The organism is Clostridium sp. (assembly GCF_017888565.1).
Taxonomy (GTDB): domain Bacteria; phylum Bacillota; class Clostridia; order Clostridiales; family Clostridiaceae; genus Clostridium.
Genome location: NZ_JAGHFX010000074.1, coordinates 24,369 through 38,362, shown reverse-complemented (window position 1 = coordinate 38,362; position 13,994 = coordinate 24,369). Strand labels below are relative to the sequence as shown.

The 13,994-nt window shown below is 31.5% G+C and carries 10 protein-coding genes and 1 riboswitch; of the genes, 2 read left to right on the top strand and 8 right to left on the bottom strand.

Annotated features, from left to right (window positions below):
* Window positions 1–31 precede the first annotated feature (31 nt).
* Window positions 32–685 carry a hypothetical protein gene (locus J7M87_RS14375; RefSeq protein ID WP_291651861.1) on the top strand — a complete coding sequence of 218 codons (654 nt, stop codon included), beginning with the start codon at window positions 32–34 and terminating at the stop codon, window positions 683–685.
* Window positions 686–899: 214 nt separating this feature from the next.
* On the opposite strand, the gene J7M87_RS14370 is transcribed toward J7M87_RS14375, so the two are convergent.
* From J7M87_RS14370 to J7M87_RS14345, 6 genes are all read right to left on the bottom strand, one after another.
* Complete coding sequence (locus J7M87_RS14370; protein WP_291651860.1) at window positions 900–2,105, bottom strand: MFS transporter; 1,206 nt, start codon at window positions 2,103–2,105, stop codon at window positions 900–902.
* Window positions 2,106–2,222: 117 nt separating this feature from the next.
* Window positions 2,223–2,879, bottom strand: coding sequence for a cyclase family protein (locus tag J7M87_RS14365; protein ID WP_291651899.1), 657 nt, complete (start codon window positions 2,877–2,879; stop codon window positions 2,223–2,225).
* Entirely contained in the window at window positions 2,872–4,059 is a 1,188-nt protein-coding gene (locus J7M87_RS14360; protein ID WP_291651859.1) for an iron-containing alcohol dehydrogenase, read from the bottom strand. Before J7M87_RS14360 ends, J7M87_RS14365 begins: the two co-directional genes overlap by 8 nt.
* 1,095 nt (window positions 4,060–5,154) lie before the next feature.
* Complete coding sequence (locus J7M87_RS14355; protein WP_291651858.1) at window positions 5,155–6,480, bottom strand: 6-phospho-alpha-glucosidase; 1,326 nt, start codon at window positions 6,478–6,480, stop codon at window positions 5,155–5,157.
* Window positions 6,481–6,534: 54 nt separating this feature from the next.
* Complete coding sequence (locus J7M87_RS14350) at window positions 6,535–8,097, bottom strand: PTS transporter subunit EIIC (protein WP_291651857.1); 1,563 nt, start codon at window positions 8,095–8,097, stop codon at window positions 6,535–6,537.
* Between the two features lie 69 nt (window positions 8,098–8,166).
* The gene (locus tag J7M87_RS14345; RefSeq protein ID WP_291651856.1) at window positions 8,167–8,952 is read right to left on the bottom strand and encodes a carbohydrate deacetylase; all 786 of its coding nucleotides are present in this window, start codon (window positions 8,950–8,952) and stop codon (window positions 8,167–8,169) included.
* A 437-nt stretch (window positions 8,953–9,389) separates the two neighbouring features.
* Here J7M87_RS14345 and J7M87_RS14340 point away from each other — a divergent pair, with 437 nt between their 5' ends.
* Window positions 9,390–10,118 (top strand): MurR/RpiR family transcriptional regulator, encoded by a 729-nt coding sequence (locus J7M87_RS14340; RefSeq protein ID WP_291651855.1) that lies wholly within the window; start codon window positions 9,390–9,392, stop codon window positions 10,116–10,118.
* Window positions 10,119–10,210: 92 nt separating this feature from the next.
* Here J7M87_RS14340 and guaA read toward each other — a convergent pair whose 3' ends face one another.
* Together guaA and guaB are read right to left on the bottom strand one after the other, a co-directional pair.
* The gene (guaA, locus tag J7M87_RS14335) at window positions 10,211–11,752 is read right to left on the bottom strand and encodes a glutamine-hydrolyzing GMP synthase (RefSeq protein WP_291651854.1); all 1,542 of its coding nucleotides are present in this window, start codon (window positions 11,750–11,752) and stop codon (window positions 10,211–10,213) included.
* Window positions 11,753–12,019: 267 nt separating this feature from the next.
* A complete protein-coding gene (gene guaB / locus J7M87_RS14330) occupies window positions 12,020–13,468 on the bottom strand; it encodes an IMP dehydrogenase (protein ID WP_291651853.1) in 1,449 nt (482 codons plus the stop codon).
* A 154-nt stretch (window positions 13,469–13,622) separates the two neighbouring features.
* Window positions 13,623–13,720, bottom strand: a riboswitch (purine riboswitch).
* Window positions 13,721–13,994: the final 274 nt, after the last annotated feature.

Below are 13,994 nucleotides of genomic sequence, written 5' to 3'. Positions count from 1 at the left end.
TATACTAATGATAAGTGGGGATGAATCTGATATGACACGTGATTATTATTATGATGATTCTTATAAGTCTGAAGATTATAAGGATGAAGATAAATACGGTAACGATTATTATAAGAAACATTGCAAAAAGCATGATGATTACTATTATGATATATGCGGCAAAAAGCATGATGATGATAAAAAATGCAAGAAGCATGATAAAGACGATTATGATAGATGGTGCAAGAAGCACGATAAAGATGATGATAAGCGCTGCAAGAAATATTACGAAGATTACCTTGATAGATACTGCAAGAAACGTGACGATGACAAAAAAGATGATGACGATGATTATGACAAATGCTGTAAGAAGCATGATGATGATAAAAAATGTAAGAAGCATGATAAAGACGATTATGATAGATGGTGCAAGAAGCACGATAAAGATGATGATAAGCGCTGCAAGAAATATTACGAAGATTACCTTGATAGATACTGCAAAAAACGTGACGATGACAAAAAAGATGATGAGAAAAAATGTTGCAAGAAGAATGAAGAGGGTAATAAGAACTGGCGAAAGCTTGATGACGATGATAAATGTTGTAAAAAGAATGATAAAGATGACTATAATGACAATAATTATTCTCATGAAGAGCATTTTTACTGGTGTAGATCAGAATATGAAAATTCTAAAAAATATAGATAATATAGCTATTATCTAGAACAACGCTTATAATCCTTTAATTTAAAAATTTAGGAGTAACTTTTATTTAGTTACTCCTTTTATAATACTTAAGATAATTAAATATAAGTTGCTTAATTATAAAAATATATTTATTTTCAAATCTTTGCAAGAGCAACTAAAAAACAATTTATGTAAATAACTTCCATGACTTTAATAAAAAGAAAGTAAAAAATAACTACATTTTTATGTAACCCTTAAAATCTAAGTTATTTTTATCTTTCTTTAAGATAAGTAAATCCTTGAAACCATCAATTTTTATTTCTTCACCCAACTTTTTATCTTTCAAAGCTTTAATAACCTCATAATAACGAGCTTTAGTCAATGGATTTGTTACCATACATAATATAGACAAAATCAAACATATGCTTGTTCCTACAATAAATATTAAATGAAAACCTTGTAGGGTTGATTGACTTTGAACATCAACCAAAGCATTATACCCTATTCTATCTACTGATATACCTAAAATGCTTACACCAATAGCAGAAGCAAGTTTTTGTGATACCGTTGCTAAAGAATAGTAAAGTCCTTTCTTTCTTTCACCAGAAATAAGTTCATCTACTTCTACACAATCTGAAATCATTGCATAAACTACTTGATATAATGCATTCAATCCAACTACTAAAATACTACTCATAATGATTGGGCCTATTGATGAACCTTCTTTTAAGAATAATACTGGAAAAACAATCATACAAACAAGCCATATTCCCATAGAAATAACCCATGCTATTGCTTTTGAAATCTTAGTAGAGCACATATCAATAGGGAAAACCCAAAATAGTGCTACTAGCCACATAATTATATTTACTGCTGAAATTTGTGCTTCATTCAAATCTAAGTTATTACTAAGATAATAAACTAAAATCCCTAAAAATATAACTTGTGCTAAAATACCAAATATAAATGCACCTGTTAAATGTAAAAATGGTTTATTTCTAAATGGACCATTCAGAATATATTTTATACTTACCTGATTTTTTACAATTGCATTTTTATTTTCATACCCCTTTGATGCATACCAACCTATTAAAATACTTAAAGTACAAATAAGATCAAAGATAGCAAAACAGCAAGACCAAGCTTGACGTTTTCCACCAACAATAGGTGCAAGGTAAGATGTATATGCCATAACTCCTCCACATATAGCTACTCCAACAGTTGCCCAAAATGTTCGAATCATAGCTAATTGACTACGTTTATTGTAATCATCTGTGACTTCACTACTTAGTGAAGTATAAGGAACATCAGTGGTTGTTTGTACCGTATAAAAAAGTAGAACGACAATTATAAAATATATTTTCTGTTGTAGTTCACCCAAGTCCCAAGATGTAAAAAGTAACCATGTAATTACACCAAATGGAATTGCACTGATAAGCAAGAAAGGTCTTCTTCTACCTTTTTTTGGAATTACGATTATCAGAGATAATTCCAATAAGTGGATATGTAATTACATCCCAAAAGGTTCCATATGAGATGACTTTTTTATTTTCCATTATTAATCCTCCCATTGAACTGCAATTGCACGTACCGGTGAACCATCTGTTCCTATAATTTTCATAGGTATTGCAATAACATATGAATCATCAAAATCAATTTGATCAAAATAAGCCCAGTTTTCACCAATCATTAAGCGTTCTTTGGAAAATAAGTCATGCACTGGGAATTCTGTTCCTCCAGTTTTATCAGCATTGATTGTGTCAATCCCAATAAAACTAACACCCTTATCTACTAAATATTGTGCTACCTCTCCATTTATATATGGGTGCTGAAAAAATTCTTCAGTTCCACGTTTCTTATACCAATTTGTATTAAATAATACAATTTTACCTGGTTCAATTAAATGATCATATGGTTTCATATCTTCCATAGTAATTTCTTCTTCAGCCTTCTTATCTGTTACACGAATAACAACTGCATCACCTAAAAAGAAATCTAACTCCATTTCATCAATTGTAGCGCCCTCGTTTGAAAAATGATATGGTGCATCAACATGTGAACCAGTTTGAGTACCCATTACTAAACGAGATAAGTTATAACCTTCTACTTCTAAAGTAGTAGATACTTCAACAGATGGTTCAGGATCACCTGGATAAATAGGTGTTTTACTAGTAAATTCCCATGATAAGTCTACAATTTTTTTAATTTTATGCATTTTCACATATTTTCTCATATCCCATATAAGCTTTATTTAAAATTTCAAGATATTCATCTTCACCAATGTCTTTTGCATTGTCATTTGATAATACATTTGCAGCAGACTTTTTAGCGATTTGTTCAAATTTATCTACAGATATTTCTGATAAATCTTTTAATGTAGGAATATTTAACTTTCTATTTAACTCCTTGATAAATTCAACACCTGCAATAGCGTAATCAAAATCTGTCATACCTTCTTTTCTGACAACTCCTAATGCTTTAGATACATCAACAAATCTATTTGTGCAAGCAGGAATATTATATTCCATAACGTAAGGTAAAAATAAAGAGTTAGCTACTCCATGAGGAGTGTCAAACCATGCTCCTACTGTTTCTGCAATTGCATGAACTGCACCAACATTAGAACTAATAAAAGCCATACCTGCCATTGTACTCGCAATCATCATATTTCTTCTCGCTTCACGATTTTGACCATCTTCATAAGCTAAAACAAGGTTTTCACTAATCATAGAAATAGACTTTAAAGCCAATGCATTAGTTAATGGTTGATGAACCTTAACTGTATAAGCTTCAATGGCATGTGTTAAAGCATCAACACCACAAGCTGCTGTTAATGGTTTTGGTAGATTTAAAGTTACTTCTGGATCACAGATAGCTAATGTTGGAATCATATGTACCGGATCACCAACTGTCATTTTATAATGTCTTTTTTCATCTGTAATTACTGCACAAAATGTTACTTCACTTCCAGTTCCTGAAGTAGTAGGAATACAGAATAATGGCATAATATTATTTTCTAATTCAACATCTCCCCACTCAACAGCTGTTTTACCATTTGTTAGTAAAGATGCAACTGTTTTGGCTTGATCCATTGCAGATCCACCACCAAACGCAATAACTAAATCTACTCCCTCTCCTTTTGCCATTTTTGCCATCTCATCACAATCAGTAGCTCTAGGATTAGGCTTTACATTTGTTCCTAATACAGCTTGGACACCTGCATTTTCAAGACTGTTTTTAATAGTCTCATAAAACTCAGTCTTTGATAAAAAAGCATCTGTTACAATTAAAGCTTTTTTTGCATTTAAAGCCTTTGCTTCATCACCGACTTGATTTAGAACACCACAACCTTCTATAATACGTGTTCCATGAAAAAAATAATTTACATCTAACATTTCCTTACCACCTTTTAATACTTTTTACATTTACTACTTTATGGTATATTGTTACTATACAGGCTTTAAAGTCAATTGGTTTATCTTTAAAAGAAATTAAATCATATATTAAAACACGTAATGCCTCACGAACATATTCATTGTTTCATAATCAAATAAAAAAATTAACACTTTCAAGAGAGAAGCTAGACCATACTATCAAAATGATGAATGACAAATGTGACGTCATAGACAAAGCCATGCAAGTCAATCCAGATATTATATACGTTGAATACCATCCTAAAACCTATATAATTAAGGGTAAAGAAATTCCTTATGATGCCAGCACAAATATTCAACATAAATTGTTGAGTGAACACTTAAAATATAGAAGAAAACATAATTTTCATTGTGGAAGGGAACTAGGAGGTGTAGTACCTTGGAAAAGCATTTACGATACATACCCAATCAACTTATTACAGTTGGTACTATACTGTTGTTGATAATTTAGGTTCAGTTATCAAAATAAAAATTATATAGATGTTAAACCAGCTGGAAATTATTTAGTTGTCTATCATAAAGGATCTTATATTGAAGCATACCATTCATATCACTTATTTGTAGAATATGCAAAAATACATAATTTAAAATTATACGATTATTCATACGAAGAAAGTTTAATAGATGAAGTCTCTGAAGCTAATCCCGACAATTACATTACACAAGTATCAATTATGTTTGAGAAAATATAATTCTCTGTAAACTTCATTAAATCGTTTTATACTATAAAATATTCTCGGTATTTTTCTCTTTTAGTATATATGCCAGAATTACATTTACAAAATCAAAAAAAACATGTATTTAAAGTACTATACTTATAAAATACATGTTTTTTGTAATCTTATTTATGAATTAAGACTTAATATACAATTTGAATTATAATTAATGTCAATAAAGAAACATCTTTCTATTCATTAGTACTATAATTTATTAGGGCTCTAAATAAAATAATAACTCAATGAATACAGCAACTAATATAAACGTAAAAAACAGGGATTTAAGTTTCAAAAGAACCTATCCCTATTTTCGACTTACATTTTATTTGTTATTAATATCTTACTTTAATTCAGGCCATAAACCTTTATTAGCTGCGTATAATTCATCTAATACCTTTTTTCCCACAGTATAATTAGGTATAGTTTTGTTAAGCATAACAGCTTCTAAAGCAGCTTGGTAAGATCCAGATATTGCTGCATCAACAGTCAATTTTTCATAGGCTTTTTGCATTTCCATCAAGCCTTTTTGGAAAGTTGGTATTTCACCAATATTAATCGTTTCAGCTCCCATTGAACCAACATAGGCTGGAGTCTCAACAACCGCTTCTGGATCAAAATTGGAGATTGCTCCGTGATTCTTTTTATTAACTATAAATCTTTCCCTAGTATTATGAATAATCGCATAAGCAATATCAACTATATAATTACCGTGAACACCTGCATGTAATGAAGAATCTTTAGCTGATCCAGCTGCAATCACTCGACGACATTCATCATAAATACGTTTTTCCCTACCTTGCATTACATAATCTCCACGAGTAAAGGAAACGTCATCATGTGCCACCATTTCATCTGGAGTCAAATAATATTGCAAGTAACAATTAGGGAAATACTCTGGGAAACGTTTAAAGAGACTGATCATTTGTTTATAAGTATCCACCCAATACTGATCTCCAACAGTTTCATCATTTGACATCAAAAGCGTATCAATTTTACCAGAAAGAACATCTTCACGTAATTGCGGTAACAAATCAAAACCATTTTCATCATAGACATTGCTCCACCAGCCAAAATGATTAAGTCCAAAATATTTAAATGTTAAATCGCGATGCTCTTTATTAAAGTACTTTGCAATCGCTCCTTCAATTGAAATCGGCATATCACAAATACATAAAACATTCGCATCTGGAAACTCACGATAAATTGCTTCTGATAAAATAGCCTCTGGATTTGTATAGTTTAAAATCCAAGCCTTAGGACAAATTTCTTTCACCTTTTTAACAATTTCTAAAACAGCTGGGATTACCCTTATGGCAAAGGAGAATCCACCTAAACCACAAGTTTCTTGACCAACAACACCATTGTTTAAACATATTTTTTCATCAATAGCTCTTTGTTTATTCAAACCTGGACGAATTTGCATAAATAAGAAATCTGCACCTTTTAAAGCTTCATCAATATTTGTTGTGTACGTAACGTTTACTTTAGAGCCTAATTCTTTATAATACATTTTAGTATATTGTCCAAGCAAAGAAACTCTTTCCTCATCAATATCATATAGAACTAAATCACTTAAATTTAATTCTTTCGCACGCTTTCTTAAAACTTCTAAAATACCAGGTGACTGAGTAGAACCGCCACCAACCATTACAAATTTATTACCCATTTTCTATCTTCCTCCAATTTTTCAAAAACTATTTCTCCATTTATGCATGTTACTTTATGCATGTACTTTTTTTAGATACTCTATATACGCTTCAACTTTTTCACGTTCTTGTTCGACACCCACACCAATAACAATTTGTATGTGTTTACCTTTATCAACAATTCCGGAAGCTTTGACCTTTTCTTTTAATATTTTAATGTTGACTTTATTTTCATCTTTTACATCAACACGTAATCTTGTGTAGCAATTAATGATGTTTTCAATATTGTCCGCACCACCTAAACCAGCAACGATATTTTGAATTTGTGGCTCAAACTCTGAATCAGAATTAACTACAATCGAATCAACTACAGGCTCACTTGCCACCTCAGCTTTTTCACGACCTAATGTTGGAATATTTAATTTCACGATCAATTTTTTGAATACAAAATACTCTAAAACAGCAGTTGCAATAAAGATTACTGGAATTAAATATTGGTGACCCAAACGTGTTGGAAACGCAAAGCTATTGATAATCATATTGATTCCTGTATCAAACTGGATATTAATCCCTACTAGGTTTGTAATGAACAAACTTAATCCATATACTACAGAATGCGCTAACCATAAAACTGGTGATAAGAACAAGAATAAAAATTCTAGCGGTTCAGTAACACCAGCCAAGAAAGCTGTAGTTACAGTTGGAATTAAAATCGTAGCAACCTTCTTCTTATTTTCTGGACGTGCCGTTTTCCAAAGCGCAAAGGCAATACCGATTGGTAGAGAAATTGAACCAAAGTTTGATAGATAACCTATCGATGGATGCATCGTTGTAATTTGACTTGCATTTCCTAGTTCTGCTAGCCAGATATTGAATGCACCGTTATATACTTGACCTACAATTTCTGCAGTACCACCAAGAGGAGTATAAAAAATTGGCATCCATAAAAAGTGGTGCAGACCTAACGGTAAAAGTAGACGATTTAAGAAACCATAGAAGAAAAAGCCGGCTGATCCCGCAGTTGTAGTCGTTTTTACTACTGCTTCAACTACTGAATTAACGATTGGCCAAACATAAGTAATCCCTATTGCAAACAGAATTGTTGCAAATACGATCAAGATGTAAACGGACTTTGTACCAGAATATGGTGATAAATACTTATGTAGCTTAATATCTCCGAATTTATTAACCATCCAACCGACGAACACACCTAAAGAAATTCCTAGAAAAACCCCCATATCAGTTACTTGAATACCAAAGACCATTCCTTGTCCAGTACCATAAAGTCCCTGTTCACCAGCAATAGCCAATCGCTCCGTAATTGTTAACCAAGAATTATTTGCGTATAAAAAGATTAAATATGTAATAATCCCTAAAATTGCCGCATCCGTTTTATATTTTGGTTTTGCTAATGCTGCAGCAATCCCTACACAAAATATTGCACTTAGCTGACCAATCATCCCTCCAGATAAAATATTAAAGATAAAGTCTCCAATATTTTTTGTGAAGTTTGGCATAATTTCCAGTTTCAAAATTGCACAAACTGATAAAATGATTCCAGTTACCGCCATAAACATTACTGGCTGAATAATTGCTTTTGAAAAAACACTAGCTGATTTAATAAACTTCTCTTTCATATATTTTCCCCCTTTTCTATTTTTAATTTAATTATTCCAACTTTAAAAAAGTTGTTACCCAATAAGTACTTATACATTTTTATAGCTACATGTCACAATCTGATTTCCTTCAAAGAGTTGCTTCATTTGTGAATCACACAAAATTGATACTTCCTTAGTCCGCTGAACATTGAATGAAGAATTGAAATACAGAATCTCATCTACATAAGCCGGATGAACCATCAGCTCTGTTATCTCATTATCTTCAATTTGGTCAAGCACTGTTTGAATTTCATCGAAACATCTGATTCTATTTTCTTCAAAAGGTATTGTTAAATCACGAATAGATGAATGATCCATCAAATCTAGAAAACCTTTAATTCCCTTTTGATAAGGTAGCTCTATATTTTCTTCTAATCCAAAGATATTTCGAAAACACAAATGATATTTCTCGGCAATTCTTTTTGTTACCTCCAAATTTTCAGGAAAAGAGTGCACATGATGATGACTATCCAAATGTGTCAACTGCAGTCCATGACCCATTAAATAATCGATTTGATGGGACCATTCCTGAAAAATTTCTTCATCACACATTTCGTTACGATGTTTTTTATATTCAGCTAAACTGTAAAAATCTCCATTTCCATTTATGAGTGAATCTCCTTTGGTTAAAGGTTTTCCACAAGTTAAAACAAGGTGACCACCGACTCCAAGATCTGGATTTTCCTTAGCAAGCATAATAGCTTCATCACGTCCTGGCATGTTAGCCATTAAAGTTGTCGAGGTCAGAATACCTTCTTTATAAGTTTTTATGATTCCTAGATTGACTGCCGAAGAATAACCAAAATCATCGGCGTTGATAATTACTTTTTTCATAACTTCCCTCTTTCATTAAAGACGATTTGTTAAGTTATATGAGCATTGCCCTTCTCAGTTTTAAAAATGCACTAAGTTCGACTAGAACTAATTACTCTCCCTTTAAGGGAGAAAAGAACAATGAACAAAACAAATATTAATTTCTCTCTTTTTTACTCCAATAAACTATACAAGTTTGATTATTTTTTTCAGATTTATTACCCATACACAAAGATAATGAAACTTATATATTTTTCAAAGAACGAGAAAATCTAAGATTTATTAAGCTATTTTTTCATAACAGATTAACATATTAGTTAAAGAAATTACATTCATACAATTGTATTTGCTTTCTTTATAGTAGTAGTATAGTATATAGAAAGAGCGTACACAATGCTTATACAACAGCATGGTTACGGTTTCATTTTATGAATATACTTTCACAGGAGCGTGAGATCATGGCCAAAATTTACTACTTAAATCGTTTATTTCCAAACAGTAACTTTCGCGATGAAGATGAAAAAATAATCGAAAACATTATTGAAGCAATTAAAAGCGAAGCCGTCATCGACATTCGTAGTGTTGCACAAATGAACTATACCTCCCAATCTTCAATCAGTCGATTAGCAAAAAGAGCTGGCTTTAATAATTTCAAAGAACTAATTTTTTTCCTTTCAAATGAATTTTCACATAAGTCGACAAATCAATTGGAAGCTTTACCCTTTGTGATGGTAAATCAAGACTGGGATCAAATAGATAGTTATTTTAATGATGCTTTCTCAAATAAAAAAATCTACTTGTTTGGTGAAGGATTTTGTCAAACCCTAGTTAATTATACTTATCGTAAATTACTCTTGAAAAAAATTTATGCTATTGATTTAGAAGGTGTGGAAATCAGTTTGGTATCAGATCAAACACCTTATACCTTAATTACATTTTCCCAATCAGGTGAAAACAAAAACGGTTTGCTCAAAATGGATGAGTGTAAGAGTTATGGCGGTAAAGTTATTGCCTTGACAGCTACTGAAAATAGTAGCTACACCGCCAAAAGTGACCTTTCTTTCATCGTAGAAAGTGGAGCTACTGGTACAGATCATGAAAATCAAAACTTAAATTACTTTTTTGGTAACTCTTTAAATTTGATGGAGTATCTCATTAATCGTTATACAAAAACACCCAAAGCATAAATCTTTTGATTTGTGCTTTTGGTATTTTCGAAATGTAAATAAAAATAACACCGAGAAAGCTCATATCTATAGCTTTCTCGGTGTTTTATAGTTTATTCAAATTCAATAGTTGCAGGTGGTTTTCCTGTGCAATCATACATTACACGGTTAACACCCTTAACTTCATTTACAATTCTAGTTGTTACTTTTCCAAGTACTTCCCATGGAAGATCTGCTGATTCTGCTGTCATGAAGTCACTTGTAGTTACTGCACGTAGAACTACTGCATAATCATAAGTTCTTTCATCTCCCATTACTCCTACTGAACGCATATTAGTAAGTGCTGCAAAATATTGACCAAGTTCTTTATCAACTCCAGCCTTTGCAATTTCTTCTCTGTAAATTGCATCTGCCTCTTGAACTATTCTAACTTTTTCAGCTGTTACTTCACCAATTATACGTATTCCAAGACCTGGTCCTGGGAATGGTTGTCTGTAAACTAATTTTTCTGGTATTCCAAGCTCTAAACCAGCTTTACGTACTTCATCCTTAAATAATAATCTTAATGGTTCGATTATTTCTTTAAAATCTACATAATCTGGAAGTCCTCCAACATTATGATGTGATTTTATAACTGCTGATTTTCCAAGTCCACTTTCAATTACATCTGGATAAATAGTTCCTTGTACTAAGAAATCTACTGCTCCTATCTTTTTAGCTTCCCCTTCAAATACTCTTATGAATTCTTCACCAATTATTTTTCTCTTTTGTTCTGGCTCTTCTATACCTTTTAACTTTTCGTAGAATCTTTCTTGAGCGTTTACGCGTATAAAGTTTAAGTCATATTGTCCATTAGGTCCAAATACTTCTTCAACTTCATCTCCTTCATTTTTACGAAGTAAACCATGATCAACAAACACACAAGTTAATTGACTTCCTACTGCTTTTGAAAGTAATACAGCAGCTACAGATGAATCAACTCCACCTGATAATGCACATAATACTTTACCATTTCCAACTTTTTCACGTACTTCTTGAATTGTTTTCTCTACAAACGAATCCATTTTCCAATCACCAGAGCATTCACAAACATTATATAAGAAGTTTGATATCATCTTTGTTCCTTCTTGTGTATGCATAACTTCTGGATGGAATTGAACTGCATATAAATTCTTTTCTTGGCACTCCATGGCAGCAACTGGACATACTGGAGTATTAGCTACTGTTTTAAATCCTTCTGGAGCTTTTTCTATGTAATCTGTATGACTCATCCAACAAATAGTAGATGCTGATACTCCATCAAATATTTTTGAATCAACATTTACATCAACCTTTGTCTTTCCATATTCACTTACAGGAGCAGTAGCAACCTTTCCTCCAAGCATATGAGCCATTAATTGTGAACCGTAACAAATTCCAAGTATAGGTATTCCAGCTTCAAATAAAGCTTTATCACATAAAGGAGAATCCTCTCCATAAACACTATTTGGTCCACCTGTAAATATTATTCCCTTTGGATTCATTTCTTTTATTTCATCAACACTTAAAGTATGTGGGTGAACTTCACAATAAACACCACATTCTCTAACTCTTCTAGCTATCAATTGGTTATATTGTCCACCGAAGTCAACAACTAAAACTAACTCTTTATTCATGGGTACCTCCATTTTTTATTATCTAATAATATAAGTTTAAATCAAAAAGTGAAAGAATGAAAGAGTGAAAAAGTTATGGTAATTAATCAAATATAGCTTATTAATAAAATTTCATTTTCTATTAACTCAACTTGCTTAAGTTATTCACTAATTCTTTCATTATGATATTTAAAATTTTAATTTTAAATAAATCTCCATTCCTTCATTTTTCACTCTAACTCAGCCTGTCCTAAGTTATTTCCCCTATTGTCCATTATCAATTGTCCATTATTTACTGTAGTTTGGTGATTCTTTAGTAATGTTAACATCATGTGGATGGCTTTCTCTTATTCCTGATGCTGTTTGAACTACGAATTTTGCATTTTCATATAAATCTTCTAAATCAGGTGCTCCTAAGTATCCCATTCCTGATCTTATTCCACCTAATAATTGATAAATTGTATCTGCTACAGCGCCTTTAAATGCGACTCTTCCTTCAACACCTTCTGGCACAAATTTCTTAGTTCCATTTTGGAAATATCTGTCACTTGATCCCTTTTCCATTGCTCCAAGTGATCCCATTCCTCTATAAACTTTGTAGCTTCTTCCTTGATATATTTCCATTTCTCCTGGTGCTTCTTCACAACCTGCAAACATTGATCCCATCATTGCAACAGATGCTCCACCAGCTAATGCTTTAACTATGTCTCCTGAGTATTTTAATCCTCCATCTGCAATTACTGGAACCCCGTGTTTTCTTCCTTCTTCCGCACAATCCATAACTGCTGTTAATTGAGGAACTCCAACACCTGCCACGATTCTTGTTGTACATATTGATCCTGGTCCTATACCAACCTTAACACAATCTGCTCCTGCTTCTATTAAATCTCTTGTAGCTTCAGCAGTTGCTACATTTCCAGCTATTATTTGAAGTTCTGGATATTTAGCTTTTATTTTTCTTACTCCATCCATAACTCCTTTTGAATGTCCATGAGCTGTATCTAATGTAATAACATCAACATTAGCTTTAACTAAAGCATCTACTCTATCCATCATGTCTTTAGTTACTCCTACTGATGCTCCACATAATAATCTACCTTTTTCATCTTTTGCTGCATTTGGGAAAGCTTTTACTTTTTCTATATCTTTAATAGTTATTAATCCTTTTAAGTTGTTATCATCATCAACTAAAGGAAGCTTTTCTATTTTATGTTTCTTTAATATTTCAAGGGCTTGTTCTAATGTAGTTCCTTCTCCAGATGTTATTAGTGGGCTTTTTGTCATAACTTCAGAAACTAATCTATCATAATTTGTTTCAAAAACTATATCTCTATTAGTTATTATTCCAACTAATTTAGTTCCTCTAGTTATTGGAACTCCTGATATTCTATATTGAGCCATAAGTTCTTGGGCTTGTCTTATTGTATGATTTTCAGATAAGAATATAGGATCTGTTATTACTCCATTTTCTTGTCTTTTTACTCTATCAACTTCTTTAGCTTGATCTTCTATAGTCATATTCTTATGAATTATTCCTATTCCACCTTCTCTTGCAATTGCAATAGCCATCTTAGATTCTGTTACAGTATCCATACTTGCACTCATTAATGGAATATTTAATGTTATTTTTTTCGTTAATTTAGTCTTTAAGCTAACCTCATTAGGTAAAACCTCTGATTTATTTGGTACTAATAATACATCGTCAAAAGTATAAGCAGTTTTAATAATTGTTGCCATTAGTCTTCCCCCTTAAAATGATTTTTTTCTTTCACTTTTTTTGATTTATGAATCAAATATTTCTTTTCATTCCTATTTTTATGTACAAAAAAAGACATACTAATCTTCTAAGTGAAGTTAATATGCCTAAAACACTATATGACAAATATAGGTATAGTATATCAAAATCACTCATAGTCGGAAATTTAAGGTTTCCGGTAGATACTCTCTGCCATATTCAGAGGATATACGAGTTATTTATATCTGACTATTTTTAATTTATAGATATTATATATCTACACCATATGCTTGTCAATAAGTTTGCAATTTATATTTCAATTATTTTATTTATTTGATATCTATATTGTCAGATTATTCTAAATAATGATTTTTAATTTTATAATTATTTTTCAGTTTATTTCAAATAATATATGATTAGTTCTTTTAAATTACTTATATGCTCATATCTACTTGATTTATTATTGTTTTATTTTATTATATAATATATATTATTAATTAATAAAACTTTTAAAGAATGGAGATGTAA

What these genes read in the sequence shown, in the direction of transcription:
- J7M87_RS14375 (WP_291651861.1), top strand. Translation starts at nt 32, where the DNA reads ATGACACGTGATTATTATTATGATGATTCTTATAAGTCTGAAGATTAT.
- J7M87_RS14365 (WP_291651899.1), bottom strand. Translation starts at nt 2,879, where the DNA reads ATGCATAAAATTAAAAAAATTGTAGACTTATCATGGGAATTTACTAGT.
- J7M87_RS14360 (WP_291651859.1), bottom strand. Translation starts at nt 4,059, where the DNA reads ATGTTAGATGTAAATTATTTTTTTCATGGAACACGTATTATAGAAGGT.
- J7M87_RS14355 (WP_291651858.1), bottom strand. Translation starts at nt 6,480, where the DNA reads ATGGGTAATAAATTTGTAATGGTTGGTGGCGGTTCTACTCAGTCACCT.
- J7M87_RS14350 (WP_291651857.1), bottom strand. Translation starts at nt 8,097, where the DNA reads ATGAAAGAGAAGTTTATTAAATCAGCTAGTGTTTTTTCAAAAGCAATT.
- J7M87_RS14345 (WP_291651856.1), bottom strand. Translation starts at nt 8,952, where the DNA reads ATGAAAAAAGTAATTATCAACGCCGATGATTTTGGTTATTCTTCGGCA.
- J7M87_RS14340 (WP_291651855.1), top strand. Translation starts at nt 9,390, where the DNA reads ATGGCCAAAATTTACTACTTAAATCGTTTATTTCCAAACAGTAACTTT.
- guaA (WP_291651854.1), bottom strand. Translation starts at nt 11,752, where the DNA reads ATGAATAAAGAGTTAGTTTTAGTTGTTGACTTCGGTGGACAATATAAC.
- guaB (WP_291651853.1), bottom strand. Translation starts at nt 13,468, where the DNA reads ATGGCAACAATTATTAAAACTGCTTATACTTTTGACGATGTATTATTA.